This window comes from Mycobacterium sp. AZCC_0083 (genome assembly GCF_014202335.1).
GTDB lineage: Bacteria > Actinomycetota > Actinomycetes > Mycobacteriales > Mycobacteriaceae > Mycobacterium.
The window spans coordinates 531381-545831 of the sequence record NZ_JACHGP010000002.1 but is presented as its reverse complement, the minus strand read 5'-3'; the positions used below and the strand labels follow the sequence as shown (position 1 = coordinate 545831).

Annotated in this window: 17 protein-coding genes and 1 pseudogene; 6 read left to right on the top strand and 12 right to left on the bottom strand. The window is 67.5% G+C overall.

The window, feature by feature from the left end; translation table 11 throughout:
• The 6 genes from HNP02_RS06230 to HNP02_RS06205 all read right to left on the bottom strand — a co-directional run bounded on the left by HNP02_RS06230 (nucleotide 1) and on the right by HNP02_RS06205 (nucleotide 5245).
• Complete coding sequence (locus tag HNP02_RS06230) at nucleotides 1-1245, bottom strand: URC4/urg3 family protein (RefSeq protein WP_184436170.1); 1245 nt, start codon at nucleotides 1243-1245, stop codon at nucleotides 1-3.
• Complete coding sequence (locus HNP02_RS06225; RefSeq protein WP_184436169.1) at nucleotides 1242-2531, bottom strand: GTP cyclohydrolase II; 1290 nt, start codon at nucleotides 2529-2531, stop codon at nucleotides 1242-1244. The genes HNP02_RS06230 and HNP02_RS06225 overlap by 4 nt, the downstream gene beginning before the upstream one ends.
• A gap of 109 nt (nucleotides 2532-2640) precedes the next feature.
• Entirely contained in the window at nucleotides 2641-3480 is an 840-nt protein-coding gene (locus tag HNP02_RS06220; protein WP_184436166.1) for a hemolysin III family protein, read from the bottom strand.
• A gap of 107 nt (nucleotides 3481-3587) precedes the next feature.
• Nucleotides 3588-4253, bottom strand: coding sequence for an MOSC domain-containing protein (locus HNP02_RS06215; RefSeq protein ID WP_184436156.1), 666 nt, complete (start codon nucleotides 4251-4253; stop codon nucleotides 3588-3590).
• A 56-nt stretch (nucleotides 4254-4309) separates the two neighbouring features.
• Nucleotides 4310-4852 carry an AAA family ATPase gene (locus HNP02_RS06210; protein WP_184436154.1) on the bottom strand — a complete coding sequence of 181 codons (543 nt, stop codon included), beginning with the start codon at nucleotides 4850-4852 and terminating at the stop codon, nucleotides 4310-4312.
• Nucleotides 4853-4855: 3 nt separating this feature from the next.
• A complete protein-coding gene (locus tag HNP02_RS06205) occupies nucleotides 4856-5245 on the bottom strand; it encodes a hypothetical protein (RefSeq protein WP_184436152.1) in 390 nt (129 codons plus the stop codon).
• An 87-nt stretch (nucleotides 5246-5332) separates the two neighbouring features.
• On the opposite strand from HNP02_RS06205, the pseudogene HNP02_RS06200 reads away from it, so the two are divergent.
• Together HNP02_RS06200 and HNP02_RS06195 are read left to right on the top strand one after the other, a co-directional pair.
• Nucleotides 5333-5470: pseudogene (locus HNP02_RS06200) on the top strand (IS607 family transposase); the annotation flags it as partial.
• A gap of 69 nt (nucleotides 5471-5539) precedes the next feature.
• Nucleotides 5540-7216, top strand: coding sequence for a hypothetical protein (locus HNP02_RS06195; RefSeq protein ID WP_184436150.1), 1677 nt, complete (start codon nucleotides 5540-5542; stop codon nucleotides 7214-7216).
• Nucleotides 7217-7231: 15 nt separating this feature from the next.
• On the opposite strand, the gene HNP02_RS43545 is transcribed toward HNP02_RS06195, so the two are convergent.
• Genes HNP02_RS43545 through HNP02_RS06170 form a run of 5 tightly spaced genes read right to left on the bottom strand, consistent with a single transcriptional unit; the run spans nucleotide 7232 to nucleotide 9922 of the window.
• A complete protein-coding gene (locus HNP02_RS43545; protein WP_304610991.1) occupies nucleotides 7232-7735 on the bottom strand; it encodes a methylated-DNA--[protein]-cysteine S-methyltransferase in 504 nt (167 codons plus the stop codon).
• The gene (locus HNP02_RS06185; protein WP_184436148.1) at nucleotides 7732-8046 is read right to left on the bottom strand and encodes an Ada metal-binding domain-containing protein; all 315 of its coding nucleotides are present in this window, start codon (nucleotides 8044-8046) and stop codon (nucleotides 7732-7734) included. The genes HNP02_RS43545 and HNP02_RS06185 overlap by 4 nt, the downstream gene beginning before the upstream one ends.
• A gap of 45 nt (nucleotides 8047-8091) precedes the next feature.
• Nucleotides 8092-8805, bottom strand: coding sequence for a 2OG-Fe(II) oxygenase (locus HNP02_RS06180; RefSeq protein WP_375373645.1), 714 nt, complete (start codon nucleotides 8803-8805; stop codon nucleotides 8092-8094).
• A gap of 8 nt (nucleotides 8806-8813) precedes the next feature.
• The gene (locus HNP02_RS06175; protein ID WP_184436144.1) at nucleotides 8814-9443 is read right to left on the bottom strand and encodes a methylated-DNA--[protein]-cysteine S-methyltransferase; all 630 of its coding nucleotides are present in this window, start codon (nucleotides 9441-9443) and stop codon (nucleotides 8814-8816) included.
• Nucleotides 9440-9922 carry an RNA polymerase sigma factor gene (locus HNP02_RS06170; protein WP_375373640.1) on the bottom strand — a complete coding sequence of 161 codons (483 nt, stop codon included), beginning with the start codon at nucleotides 9920-9922 and terminating at the stop codon, nucleotides 9440-9442. The genes HNP02_RS06175 and HNP02_RS06170 overlap by 4 nt, the downstream gene beginning before the upstream one ends.
• Nucleotides 9923-10059: 137 nt before the next feature.
• Between HNP02_RS06170 and HNP02_RS06165 the strand changes: the two genes are divergently transcribed.
• Together HNP02_RS06165 and HNP02_RS06160 are read left to right on the top strand one after the other, a co-directional pair.
• A complete protein-coding gene (locus HNP02_RS06165; protein WP_184436140.1) occupies nucleotides 10060-10707 on the top strand; it encodes a PadR family transcriptional regulator in 648 nt (215 codons plus the stop codon).
• Nucleotides 10708-10721: 14 nt separating this feature from the next.
• Nucleotides 10722-11957, top strand: a complete 1236-nt coding sequence (locus tag HNP02_RS06160) for an FAD-dependent monooxygenase (RefSeq protein WP_184436138.1) — start codon at nucleotides 10722-10724, stop codon at nucleotides 11955-11957.
• Here HNP02_RS06160 and HNP02_RS06155 read toward each other — a convergent pair.
• Nucleotides 11897-12436: a MarR family winged helix-turn-helix transcriptional regulator gene (locus HNP02_RS06155; protein ID WP_221317197.1), complete on the bottom strand. Its 540-nt coding sequence runs from the start codon at nucleotides 12434-12436 to the stop codon at nucleotides 11897-11899. The genes HNP02_RS06160 and HNP02_RS06155 overlap by 61 nt on opposite strands.
• A 118-nt stretch (nucleotides 12437-12554) precedes the next feature.
• Here HNP02_RS06155 and HNP02_RS06150 point away from each other — a divergent pair, with 118 nt between their 5' ends.
• Together HNP02_RS06150 and HNP02_RS06145 are read left to right on the top strand one after the other, a co-directional pair.
• Complete coding sequence (locus HNP02_RS06150; RefSeq protein WP_255506229.1) at nucleotides 12555-14042, top strand: hypothetical protein; 1488 nt, start codon at nucleotides 12555-12557, stop codon at nucleotides 14040-14042.
• Entirely contained in the window at nucleotides 14039-14446 is a 408-nt protein-coding gene (locus HNP02_RS06145; protein WP_184436136.1) for a FixH family protein, read from the top strand. The genes HNP02_RS06150 and HNP02_RS06145 overlap by 4 nt, the downstream gene beginning before the upstream one ends.
• Nucleotides 14447-14451: the final 5 nt, after the last annotated feature.

Sequence of the window (14451 nt, the reverse complement as noted above, 5' to 3'; positions counted from 1 at the left end):
TCAGAACACCGTGCCGTCACTGACGATGGACAACGGAGGAAGACCGTCGCGCAGCCGCTGTGCCAGCATCCTGCCCGTCGCCCATGTGCCGCCCTCCAACACACAGGCCAACGGCATCCGCTGCGCGTCGACCCCGAGTTGGGACCGCACCAGCGGGGCGAGTTCGTCGAGCAACGCCACCGTCAGGGCCCGCCATTCGACCACCATCTCGTCGCCCGCCGTCCATTCACCGGCGGCCCACGCCGGGTCGTGCAGTCGCAGTACGCCGGTGTCGATCAGCAGACCGCCGTTGCGGTACTCAGGAAGGCCGGTCAGCGCGTCGAGGTCGTCGACGCGGACGCCGCCCCACTGAAACGGCTCGAGTAGGGAGTAGGTCAGCCACTGCGAGAGCTTGTGGAAGGGCATCCATCCTCGTGTCAGGCCTGGACCGGGCACGGCGGAGTGCCGCCAACAGTCACCTAGTGGTTGATCGCCAATGGCGTTGTCCGCCGGCCAGATTCCCGACAACGAGATCAGCAGCAGCGACAAGATGTCGTGCGCGTCAACCGATGTCCGATCGCCTGCGGTCAGCACGTCGAACAATCCACCTGGTCGGCCTTGCGCCCCGAATGCCTCAGGCGCAGCGGTCAGCGTCGCACCCAGACGGTGCAGCACGGCGACGCGACCGTCGAGGCCCACCAACGGATTCGAGGGGCGGACTTGGAACGCCTCGGCCAGCCGGTCGGCGTCGAGGCCGCATAGCGCAGCGGCGTCGGCGCGCAGGGGATCGGTTGTGTCACTGGAGAATAGCCCGCTGGTGAAGGCGTGCCAGCTGGCTACCCCAAGGCCCTCGGAGCGGGCGAAGCGCTGCCCCGTGACGGCCTCGTCGTACCCCCAGTCCGGACCGGCCCCTGCGTCGAGCAACACGCTCACCACGGCCAGGTCGACCATCGCACGGGCATCCAGTCCGTCGCCCAACTGGGCCACGCGGTCGATTCCGCCCGCCTCGAAATGGCGCCAGCGGCTGTGGAACGGCACGTTCAGGTCGGGGTATCGCGTGCGCGTGACGTCCGCGACCTCGGCGGCGGCCACGGTGAGGGCACCGTCGTCGACGGAGAACCACGCCGAGTCACCGCGTCGTGCGCGCGCAAGCAGGTGCCCGGCCCGCTCGCGAATGGCGGTCGTGCTGCGCAGTGCCGCGGCGGCCCCGTCGGCGCGGTCGGTGAGCAATTCGAACTCGGTGCGCGCAGACCCCACCGAACTCATCCGTCCAACCCTCGGCCCTTGGCCTTCTTCAGTTCGTCGGCGTCCGGGACCACGCCGGGAGTGAAGTACCCGGCGGCCATCTTGGCGTCGATCTCGACTCTGGCGTCGAGCGGGATGAGGTCGTCGGGGATGTTGACGCGTTCGCCGACCTCGATGCCCGAGGAGGTGATGGCGTCGTACTTCATGTTGCTCATCGAGACCAGCCGGTGGATCTTGCGGACGCCGAGCCAATGCAGCACGTCGGGCATGAGCTCCTGGAAGCGCATGTCCTGCACGCCGGCAACGCATTCCGTGCGGGCGAAGTACTGGTCGGCGGTGTCGCCGCCCTCCTGCCGCTTGCGCGCGTTGTAGACCAAGAACTTGGTCACCTCGCCCAGTGCGCGACCTTCCTTGCGCGAGTACGAGACCAAACCGACACCGCCGTGCTGTACGCCCTGGATGCACTCCTCGATCGCATGCGTCAGGTAGGGACGGCAGGTGCAGATGTCGGAGCCGAAGACGTCCGAGCCGTTGCACTCGTCGTGCACGCGGGCCGTCAGCTCCACCGATGGGTCGGCGAGATCACCCGGCTCGCCGAAGATGTAGACGGTCTGCCCGCCGATCGGGGGCAGGAACACCTCGAGATCTCCACGCGTCACCAACTCGGGGTACATGCCGCCGGTCTCCTCGAACAAGACCCGCCGCAGATCCGTCTCGCTGCAGCCGAATCGCTGCGCCACACCCGGCAGATACCAGACCGGCTCGACCGCAGCCTTGGTGACCAACGCGGCGCCGCTGGGCAGCAGCACGTGGCCGTCGGGTTGCAGCCGGCCCTTCTGCACGGCCTCGATCACCTCGGGCAGGATCACGTGGGCCTTGGTCACCGCGATGGTGGGCCGGATGTCGAAGCCGGCGGCCAGTTGGGCGCTGAAGACGTCGGCCACCATCGCACCCCATGGGTCGAGGCTGGTGATCTTGCCTGGCTCGCTCCACTGCGGGTATGGGCCGATGACGTCGGTCGGCGCGGTATTGGTGAGGTCGGCCCGGTGTTCACGGGACAGCGCGCCCGCAGCGACGGCCAGGGCGCGGTAGACGCTGTACGAGCCGCTGTGCGTGCCGATGACGTTCCGGTGCGCGCGTTTGATGGTCGTGCCGATCACCGGTCCACGTTCGGCGGCCGTCGGTGCGTCCCAATGGATCGGCAGCGAGCCGGAGCCGCCGCTGTGCGACGTCAGCCGGATGTGGCCGGCGGCGGACTTGGAGACCGTGGCAGGCGAGGGGACGGCAGCACCGGCATCGGTGGACATGGTCGCTCCTCGATCATCGGAGTTCGCCAGCATAGCGACTCGACGTGGCTGCTGCCGGTCCCGCGGAGTTAGACCCGCCTATCAAACCCCGCTGATCAGACACCGCTGATCAAACGACGACGAACCAGATGGCGATGTAGTGGCAGATCGCTGCGGCAGCGGTGAACGCGTGAAAGAACTCGTGATAGCCGAACGTTCGCGGCCACGGGTTGGGCCAGCGCACGCCGTAGAGAACGGCGCCGATGTTGTACAGCACCCCTCCACTGGCCAGCAGGACCACGGCGGCCATACCCGCGCCGGCGAGCAGTGTGCCCGCGAACCAGATCGCCGTGTAGCCGAGCAACAGGTAGAGGGGCACGCCTACCCATCGCGGCGCCGACGGCCACCACATCTTGAGTGCGACGCCTGCGGCCGCTCCGCCCCACACCATCACCAGAACCTGGGCCCCGGTCTGCGGCGGCATCGCCAGCATGCAAAAGGGAGTGAAGCTGCCCGCGATGAACACGAAGATCAGCGAGTGGTCGATCCGCTTCATCCACTTCAACGTGGTCGGGGACTGCCAATGCACGCGGTGGTAGAGAGCGCTGAAGCTGAACATCGCCACGATGGTGGCGGTGTAGATCGAGGCGGCCAATACGGCCTCGGACGACGAAAAGATCCACGCCGCGGACACGAGTGCCACCCCGGCCACGATTGCCGCAACCGCCGAGCAGAAGTGGATCCAGCCGCGCGCCTTCGGTCTGCCAAGGAAGTCGGTGACGGTATCGGCGAGCACCTGCGGTAGGTCGTCGTCGGCGCCGGTGTTCTGCGGCAGGTCGTCGTCGACGATGAATGCCGCCCGATCGCTGGGGCGAAGAGGTGTCTGGGGATCGGCGCGTCCGTGGGTCTTGGTACTCGTCGCCGATGTGCGATCGTTCAGGAGATCTCCGTTGTCGACGGGCAGGCCCATGTGCAGCGGCAGGCGATGGCGGGTGTTACGACGCAGGCTTAGCGTACAGGCGTCGCCCCGACGAACCCCGTTCTGCATTTCGGTCGCAGTGTCGCGGCGGTTTGCTGTCAGCCTGGCTGGGCGCCCCGACGACGCGCAAGATCCTTGATGTCCTCTGGCAACGCGTCGACGTCGATGAGCTGGGGTAGCAGCTCGGGTTCGCTCAAGATCGCGCGAAATACCACTGCGACCGTGACGTCGTGGTCGGGGCGATCGGATACGACGACCTGATCGCCGGCGCGCACGGTGCCAGGGCTGATCACCCGCAGATAGGCCCCGGGAATCGCCGCCTTGGTGAAGGTCTTGATCAGGTCCGGTATCTCCAGGAACGCCGCAAAGGTCCGGCACGGGGTCCGGGGTGAGGTGACCTCGAGCACCAGACCGTCCGACCCGACGTGCCACCGCTCGCCGATTCGCGCGCCCGTCACGTCGATCCCAGACGTGGTCAGGTTCTCGCCGAAGTTGCCGTTGTCCAGCGTGCGTCCGAACTTGGTCTGCCAGTCGTCGAGGTCTTCGCGTGCATACGCGTACACGGCCTGATCGTCTCCGCCGTGCAGTTTCTTGTTGCCGATCGCATCTGTGGTCAGCCCGCTGCCGAGTCCGACGCGCCTGGGGCCCGGGGGGCGTACGTCGACGGCGACGTCAGTCGGCTGCTTGTCGATGCCGGTGAGCACCGACTGCTTGTCCGGGTTCGGCCGCGGCCGGGCGAGATTGACCGTCAACACACTTGGCATGGTGACGAGCTTAATTCGAAGGGCGTGGGGGCGTCGGCCCGCCGAGGTCGTGGCTCTCAGCCCGGCCAGCACGAGCGAAGCGACTCGGGCGTCCAACTCGGCCACGACCAGGAGCCGACCGCAATGCCGCCGCTCATCCGAGCGACGATCCGCGGGCCGTCGCGCCGTGAGTTGTCGTAGACCGTTGCCGTGTCGGACGCAGTGGCGGCCGTGGCGACCTCCTCCGGCACGTCCTGACCGCCTGCGCGGCCCCTTCGACTGACGCGCTCGAGGGCGAGGTCCTCGGGGATCAAGAGGACGTGCACGACGACTGTGTAGTCGGCGGCACGCGCCGCATGGACGAGATCCAGTTTTGAAGGATGGGAGAAGACCGTCTCGGCGATGAACGACCGGCCCAATTCGATGAGCCGGGAACGGGTTTCGGAGGCGACACGCGCCGCGTCGTAGGCGTGTGAGAGAGGATCGTCGGGCCAGCGTTGCTTGGCGATCTCGTCGGCGTTGACGAACACGCTGCGGGGGAGCAGCGGAGCAAGTGTCAGCGCGACGAAGGTGGACTTTCCTGCCCCATTGGGTCCGACGACGAGGTCAGCGCGCTTCACCGATCAGCGTTCGCCCGCGATCACGGCGGAGGTGCCGTCGGGCCAGTACTCGACGATCTGACCTTCGTCGTTCATGGCGACCATCGTGATGCCGCGTGCGGCGAGGACGTCGCCGTACTTGATGCGCGCAAGGCTCTCCTCGATCGCTGCGGAGATCTCGGCGTTGAAGACGACGCCCTCCTCGACGCTCAGGTCGTTCGTCTCCAGGTCACCGGCGAGCGCCGATTCGACGCGACGCCGCGCCGCTGATTGTTGGCTCGACACCGCGCGCCCGACGCGTGCCCAGTGGTCGAGTTGTTGCTTGGCCGAGCGGCTCTGACGGGCGCCCTCGGTGGTGGCGCTCTCCATCAGGTCAGCGGCGACCCGAGTGACCCGGTCGGCTGCCTCGGACATGTCCCACCTCCACGGCTGTAGCAATGTGCAACACAGTGTAGCAATCTGCTACACATCCGTGGGGCTGCGTCGCGGTCGTTTGGTTCCGCCACCGGCCGCCGACTGGTGGTGGTCCTGGACTCTGGCGAGGTTACCGAGGATCTGGTGCGCGACATGGTGGAGGTGTTGACCTCATTTTGTGCGCGGTTGTATGGGCGTCGCTCGGCCCGTAACCGGGGCGATAAAGGCGGTGGGCTGCGCAGCGTGATGTCGGCCCGTCCGCGTTTGTCGGTGCCCTCGGTCACGATGTTGGTCATGGCCAGTGAGCGTCGGGCGTTGCGCCGGATCACCGATCCGGTAGTCGCGGCGGCGCCGGCGGGGGTGCGGATCAGGACTCGAGTTCACCTCAGCGAGGCTGAGGCCTCCGCACTGGCGGGGATCGGATCGTTTCTGGGATCGGTGTACCGGGCAGAACTCGCGGCCCGGGTGGGACTGGGTCGGTTGGGCCATGAGGAGCACGCTGCGTGGCGCGCCCGGCGCAAACAGGCGCTCACCACGGTGTCGTCGTCGCGGTGGGCGGGGGCGCTCACCCGGGCGGTCGAGGACCAGTACCAGCTGGGCATGCGTGCGCTGAGCGCCCACGTCACCGATCTCCGGCGCGCCGTGGAGGTGCTGAAGCTGCGGTGTGCGCTGCGCCCCGGTGAAGCCGTCCCCACCGGCACTGGCCGGTCTCGACGGTGTGGTTACCGGTCGGCGGGTGAGCGGTTCGCGAAGACCCGGCGCCTGGCGATACTGCGGGGGCGACTGGCCGTCGCGCAAAAGGCGTTGGATGCGGGCCGACCCTCGGTCACGATCGGCGGAAAACGATTGTGGCGCAACCGCACCCACCTCGACGAGGCGGGCATCACTGAACCCCAGTGGCGGGCACGCTGGGACGCGACGCGGATGTTCCTCACCGCTGACGGGGAGACCGGGAAGATCGGCGGCAACGAGACCATCCGCGTCGACGCGGCGGGCCGGTTGCGGATCAAAGTCCCGGCCTCATTGGTTGACCAGTACGGGACGCATATCAATGTTGCCGCACCGGTGAAATTCAGCCACCGCAGTACCGAGTGGGCGGTGCGAGTCACGGGCCGACGAGCGGTGCGCTACGACATCAGCTACGACTCTTCTCGTGGGCGTTGGTATCTGGACGCATCCTGGAAACAGGACCCCGTAGTGGCGCCGTCGATCGATGAGTTGCGCAGCGGTCCGGTGCTCGGTGTCGATCTGAACGCCGATCACCTCGCCGCCTGTGTGCTCGACGGATCGGGCAATCCGGCCGGGGACCCGATCACGATCGGAGTGGCCACCGCGGGTTTGGCGGCATCGCGGCGTGATGGCCGGGTCCGCGCGGCGATCACCGCCCTCCTCGACACTGCCCAGATCAATAACTGCTCAGCGGTGGTCATCGAGAACCTCGACTTCGCCGATGCCCGCGCCACCGGGCGCGACACGATGGGCCGTGGGAATCGTGGGAAACGGTTCCGCCGCACCGTGGCCGGCATCCCGACCGCAAATTTCCGCACCCGCCTGACCGCGATGGCCGTCCGCCGGGACATCGCGATCATCGGCGTAGATCCGGCCTACACCAGCAAATGGGGTGCCCAACACTGGGTCAAGCCCCTTCGACAACAGTCTTCCGAACCGGTGACCCGCCATCACGGCGCGGCGACCGCGATCGGCAGACGTGGCCTCGGATTGGCGATCAGGCGACGGCCGGCAGGACCCCGCAACGGACAGAGGACCGTTGCGGGCACACCACCGGCCAGGCCCGACCGTCGACCCGCCCCCACGTTGGAAGGCACGGCAGTTCCGGCCCACCGCCACCCACACGATGGGTCGCGGTGCACCGGAGAACACCCGCCGCCAGCGGCCAACACCGTTCGGGCCGCAACCGAGCAGAACTCACTCCTGCTCACACACAAGGAACGGTGCGTGCAAGTCCCGTAACCCCGGCCGGATGCCTTAGAGGGCGAGACGAAGTTCCGGCGATTCCAGGTCGAGCAGCGCTCGTTTGACGGAGAGCCCGCCGGCGTAGCCCGTGAGGGCGCCGTCGGCGGCAACCACGCGATGGCAGGGCACGATGATCAGAACCCGGTTGCGCGCCAACGCGCCACCGACCTTGCGGGCGTCGGACGAGGGACGGCCCATGCGCTGCGCGATCTCACCGTAAGTGATCGTCTCGCCGTAACCCGTTGCGGCGCTCAGGGTCTGCAGAACGATGGCGTCGAATGCGCTCATGCGCGACCAGTCGATCGGGACGGTGAAGTTCCGTCGGGCTCCGGCGAGGTACTCGTCGATCTGCCGACCGGCTTCGAATGCGTGGGCCCGACCGAAGCCAAGGTCCGTTGTCGGTGCGGTGGGGTCTGCGGTGAAGGCGACTCGGGTCAAGCCGAAGGCGCTCGCCTCGATGGTCAGGTTGCCGAGTCGGGTCGCGTGCGCGGTCCGGGCAATGGTCATGGTCGTCATGGTTGTTCGCTCCTTCTGTTGAGACTCTTGCCCTGTAGACGACGCCGGCCGCCGGAATGTGAGGTGACATCCGAAATCCAGGCGGCGTACTGCTGGGGCAGGCACACCGCGCACGGGCGGTAGCCGGCTGCCACGGCCGTCGGCTGGTCGGCGAAGAACACCCGATGCGCCACGTAACCGCCACGGGCGATGGCCCTCAGTGCGGAGGGGCAGTCGAGCCGGCCGTACAGCTTCCCGCGCCGGTACCCGCCCAATTGCCCCGGCGTCGAGCTCTCGTACCGTTCACCGTCCGAGCCGATCAGCGTGAACATCGCGTCGTACCTTCGTCATTGCGCCTACGTCATTGAGCCTCTGTGTCATTGAGCATCGTGCAGGACGAGGCCGAGGGTGTGGCGCTGCCCGGACCTGATCCGGCTGACCCCGTGCCGCACCGGTGATCTCGACCATCCCCGCTTCGTCGGGGCCGGGCGGTCGCGGGTGGTGAAGATCAGTCCGTGGCCCTGTTCGAGCACGGTCACCGTGCCCTTCGACTGTGCTCGGGCGCGTTGCTCGACGAGTAGGAACTCCCCGCCGGTGTGATCGACGCCGGGCCGGTCCAGCCCGAACACGACCTGCAGCGGGAAGACGAGGTCGCCGTAGAGGTCGCGGTGCAGCGCGTTCCAATCGCCAGCGGTGTAGCGCAGCAGAATTGGGGTCGGCCTGGTCTGTCCGGCCGCGTGGCAGGCGTCGAGCCAGTCCTCGAACTCGTCGGGCCAGGGCGCCGGGTCGCCCAGCCGATCGGCCCAGTCGCGCGCGACCGGAAGGAGCAGGCGATAGAACTCTGCTCGCATCCGCATGATCGATTCGGGCACCGGGTTGGCGAAGTAGCGATAGGTGCCTTGCCCGAACCGGTACTTGGCCATGTCGATCGTCGAACGGAACCGCTGTAGTTCATCCCACATGGAGGTGAACTCCGCACATTCGGCGGGGGTGAGGATCGGCCCGGTCTGCGCGCAGCCGAAGGCGTCGATCTCGTCGGTTAGCGCGGGCCAGTTCTGTGCGGAAATGCGTTCGGCCACAGGTGCCTTCATCGTTGTCGTCATGCTGCCTCCAGGGTCAGTAGGGTCTGCTTTGCGTCGACGCCGCCGACGTACTGGCCGATCGAGCCGTCCGTGCGGACCACCCGGTGGCACGGGATGACCAGCGGGAGGGGGTTGCGGGCGCAGGCGGTTCCGACGGCGCGCACGGCGCGAGGGCGACCGATCGCGGCCGCGACGGCCGCGTAGCTCTCGCGGTGCCCGTAGCCGATCTCGGAAAGGTGCTCGATCACCTCGCGGCGGAAGCCGTCGGTGAGCTGCAGGTCCAACGGCAGGTCGAAATGGGTGCGGCTCCCGGTGAAGTACTCGTCGATCTCGCGTGCCACGCCGTCCAGCCGGGCAGGTGCCCGCAGGATTCTCGGGCTGACCTTGTCGGCCAGTGACGCGAGTACCGCGTCGTGGCCTTCGCTGGCGTAGGCGACGCGCACCAGGCCGACGGGCGTCGCCGCGAGCAGCAGTGAGCCGAGCGGGGTGTCCAGAGTTCGGTACGCGACGTCCAGCAGATCCTCGTGCTCGGCATCGCGTTCGAGGCGGCTGTGCAACCGTGCCAGGGTGTCGGAGTCGTCCCCGCCCAATGCGTCGAAGACTCTTCCCGTCGCTTCGCTCGCCCCGGTGAGATTCTCGAGATTCATGATGGGTCGTCCTTTGGGTAGATCTTTCTCAACGCCTTGATGCCGTCCGCGGCGGCTCTGCGGGCGGCATCGGGGGAGTTGCCGAGTAGTTCTGCGATCTCGGCGTGCGGCATACCGGCGACATGGTGATAGGCCACCGCCTTGCGCTGTTTGTCGGGCAGCGATGCGAGCGCTGCCCAGAGGTCGGGGTCGTCGTCCGCGGGGTGGGCGGGCTCGGTGTGCCGTTCTGGAAGTGCCTCAGCGGGCACGGGTGCGCGCGAAATCGAGCGTCCGACGTCGATGGCGCGCCGATGGGCGATCGTGACCAACCACGCTTCGACGTTGGCACCCGAGTCGAGACTCGGATAGGCCCGCATGGCGGACAGAAACGTCTCCGACCAGGCATCGTCGGCATCGACCGGCCCGAGCACCGCGCGGCAGACGCGCAGCACGGTCGGGCCGTACTCGGCTACCACGTCCTCGAACGGTCGCACATTCACATCCTGTAGACGCACCTCGGCGGCAAAACGTGAGATCGACTCAACCAGGTCCGGCCGTCGGCGTATTGCGATTTCTTGCGCACTGATACTCGCCTACGTATATTCGCCTACGAGTAATTGGAAGCGAGGTGCCTGCCGTGGCACCCAAACGCAAGGTCGCGAACCTGCTGGCGCTGGCCGTGCTGGCCACCGTCATCCAGCGCCCGATGCACCGCTATGAGATGGCGTCGGTCATGCGTGCCCGCGGCAAGGACCGCGACATGGACATCAAGTGGGGCTCGCTCTACACCGTCGTGCAGAACCTCGAGAAGAACGGCTTCGTGGAACCGATCGAGGTCACCCGCCAGGGTGCCCGCCCAGAGCGCACGGTCTACCAGATCACCGAAGCCGGCCGCCGCGAGCTCGTCGAATGGACGAGCGAGCTGATCGCCGAGCCCGAGACCGAACACACGCGGTTCGTCGCGGGACTGTCCGTCATGATCGTGCTCGCGCCGGACGACGCGATCGCGTCGTTGCGCACGCGGCTTGCCCGGCTATCCGAACAGATCGACGCCCAGCGGGCCGTGGCGGCCGACGTCGGCGCCTACGTGCCGAGGCTCTTCCTCATCGAGGACGAATACCGCATCGCGATGGCCGTGGCAGAGGCCGACTGGACGCGATCCCTTGTCGACGACCTGTCCTCGGGCGCCTTCCCGATGCTCGACGTCTGGCGGAAATGGCACGAAAGCGGCGCCATTCCAACCGAACTCAGTGAGCTCGCGCAACGCGGCGCCGAGCACGAATAATGGGAGCAGAGCACATGTCCGCAGCGCACACCGCCCTCGTCATCGGCGGCGGCATCGCAGGCCCCGTGGCGGCGACCGCACTCACCATGGCAGGCATCGACACCACCGTGTACGAAGCCCGGCCGGCTGATCCCTCGGCCGCCAACGGGATCGGCGGATCACTTGCACTGGAGCCCAATGGGCTCGCCGCCCTGCGAATCATCGACGCCGACGACGACGTCCGCGCCGCGGCCATCCCGATCGCGCGGTCCTTCATGTCGATCGCGGGCAAGCCGGGTCGTGAGGTGCCGGGGCCGCAGGGTCTCCCGCCGCGGCAGCTGATCGATCGGGGGGTGTTGCACGGCATCCTCGGCGAGCGCGCGCAGCGTGCCGGGGTGCGAATTCAGCACGGCAAGAAGCTGATCGGCGTCGAGGAAGGCCCCGACGGCGTGACCGCCAACTTCGCCGACGGCAGCAGCGCCAGCGCAGACGTGCTGATCGGCGCCGATGGCGTGCACTCGGCGGTGCGCCGTCTCATCGACCCCGACGCCCCCGGTGCGCGCTACCTCAACCTGCTCGGGTTCGAGGGTCTGGTGGACGGCGACGCCGATGGAATCACCGGTGTCGTGCCGGGTTCGATGACCTTCGCCTTCGGCAAGCGCGCGTATTACCTGTACTGGATGCGGCCCGACGGGCGCATCGGGTGGGGCGTCAATCTGCCGTCACCGCAATACCTCAGCCTGCGCGAGGCCCGCGCCGTCCCCGCCGACGAGTGGCTGCACACCCTGCGCGCGACCTACGCCGGCGACACCCCAGGCGGCTGGTTGGCGGAACGGACCACCAGCGAAACCCTGCAGGCCGTCGGCGCGCTGCACATCATGCCGCCCGTACCGAACTGGTATCGCGATCGCATGGTGCTGGTCGGCGACGCGGTGCACGCGCCGTCCAACAGCACCGGGCAGGGTGCATCGCTGGCGATGGAGAGCGCGATCCAACTGGCTCGCTGTCTGCGTGACCTACCCGACCTGCCTTCGGCCTTCGTGACATACGAGCGACTGCGCCGTTCCCGGGTGGAGACGATCGCCGCCCGAGGAGCGCGCGTCAGCCACGCCAAGGCGCCGGGCCCGGTCGCCCAGCGCATGATGCGGGTGATGATCCCGTTGATGCTGAAGGCCATGAACATCGAGAAGACGATGGGCGAGGAGCAGCGCTACGTCATCGATTGGGACGCGCCCGCCGATGGCGTCGCGTTGACGCCGCGTTCTGTCTGAGACTGACGGGAGACGGGGGACTCGAGTGCGCGGGCGGTCTCGACGACGATGCGCGCCGACCTGACCAGCTGAGTGCGCTGCGTTGCCGATAGCGGTTCGGTGACGAGTACGAGCGCCTCGCGGATCTCGGCCGAGCCCTCGCGGGCCACCTGACGGCCCAGCGCGGTGATCACCACGCGCACACTGCGTCCGTCGCACGGGTCCGTCTCCCGCTTCATCAGGCCGCGCCGTTCGGCGCGATCGACCAACCCAGTGACGCTGGACTTGTCGAGGCCGAGGCGCTGAGCCAGATCCTGCATGCTCGGTCGGTGATTACGCAGCATGCCGAGCAGGCGGAGCTGTGTCAGCGACAAATCGTGCTTGGCCGCGGTACGCGCCAACATGCTCTGGACGACGAACGACAGCTGGGCGAGGGCGTTGACGAATTCATCGGAGCCTGCCGCGCGTGACGTTCCGGCGTCCGGCTTCCTGGTTCCCACCGAGCGATCTTACCTTGACTTAGTTTGTGGCACCAACCAATATGTTTGGTATCACCAACTAAATCTCTCCGTCGGTAGTGTCGAGTCGAGAGTCGGTGCAATGCCAAGGAGGTCGCGGATGTTCACGGCAGCGGTCCGGGTCCGGGTTGACGCGCCGTCATCGCACCGCACCCAGCCCGACTCGAAGGCCGACCTGCACCCGTTCCGTCGTCGTCTGTCGTCGGCGTTGCTGGTGGCTCTGATCCTGGTGGTATGCGCTCCGGTTTCGTTCGCACGGGCCGACGGCATCGGGTCGGACACCGACGTCCACGTCGCCCAAACGCTGGGCGGCCGAGAGTTGACGGTGACGATCCGCCGGGTGGGTCCGGTGCTTGGACCGCTGCACGTCGACGTGGTCACGCATCGGGGCGACGCCCCAGGTACGTTGCGGCTCTCCGCGACTGCGCCGGGCGCGACCACCAACTCTGGAGACGTCGTCCTCGGGGCGAGGCCGGGCATCTACTCGACGACGCTCAATGTCGATCGGCCCGGTCCGTGGGAGTTGTTGGTCGACGACGGCACCACGGTGGCCCGGATCCCGTTTCTGGTTCCGGCTCGGGTAACCCCGCCCTGGAAGAAGGCCAGCGACTACGGTTTCTTCGCCGCGGGGGCACTGCTGATCGTCTCGCTCGCGGTGACCCTGCGGTCGCGCCGAAGCTGGGTGGCATTGGTCCCTGCGACCGTAATGGTCATCGCATTGGCGGTCGCGGTCACCGGGGCCGTGTTGTCCGCGTACTCTCCGCCCCCGCCGCAGCCCGGTCACGACCTGGATCCCACGATCGAGAACATCCGTAATCCCTACGCCCGAATTGCGGCGAATTCAGTTACTCCGACCGACTATTCGCGACCACCGGTAAACCTGTCGGTGTCCACCACCAGCCACGGCGGCGCCACGACGCTGCAGTTGAGCATGATCGACTCCGCCACCGGGCGGCCCGTCGACGACTTGCTGATTCATCACGGCGCGCTGATCCATCTCATCGTGGTGTCACCGTCGGGCGGCATGTTCCACCTGCATCCGGTGCGCGTCGCCCCGGGCCAATACGAGGTGGGACTGAAGCAAGTCGAACGCGGCACCTACGCGATGGCCGCCGAAGTCGCCCGCCGCGGCGGAGGAATTCAGCTTCTGCGTGCCTCGGTCGTCGCCGGCGCCCCGCTCGCTTCTACGGCCCCGGCTCCCGCGGCACCGTCGCCAGGGCAGATCAATTCGACGGTGGCCCCGGCAGGCAGTCCCAGCACCATTCGTGCCCGATTCGGGGACTCTGCCGATGTGCAACCGTGGCTCGGCATGACCGGACACATGATGGTGGTCGGGCCGCTGTCCGATGCGCCCGATGTCGGCAAAGCGGCGGTGGCGGCGCCGATTTGGTCGCACGCGCATGCCATGGTCCCTGCCACCCCAGGGTCTGCCGGTGGGCAGCCCGACGAATCGGTGGCTCGCTACGGACCGGAGATCGACTTCACCTACACCTTTGCGCTCCCTGGCCGCTACAAGGTGTGGGTCCAAGCCGAACGCGACTACACGATCCTTACCGCATCAACCGAAGTCGAGGTCCCGCAGTCATGAGTCGTCCGCGTCTGTTCGTCACGGTCGTCATCGCCATCGCGGTGATCGGAGCGGGAGCCTGGCTCCTGTGGCCGACAGCCACGGATTCGACCACGTCGGCAGCAGCGGCAGGCCCCTACCTCGTCCGTCTCGGTGGGGATCCTCCCAAGGTTGGAGTCAACACCCTCGTCGTCGAGCTATCGGGGAACGGGGGCCAACCGCCGCCACCGGACTCGGTGACCTTCGAACCCGGCATGCCCCAAATGGGCCATGCAACAACACCTGTCGTGGCCACCGAGGACGGTGCCGGGCGCTATCGCGGGGACGTGGACCTGTCGATGGCGGGGCAGTGGGAGATCACCGTGCGGATCTCTGCGTCCGGTCAGGTTCACCAGGCAGTTCTGAACGTCACCACGAGCGGCTGATCATC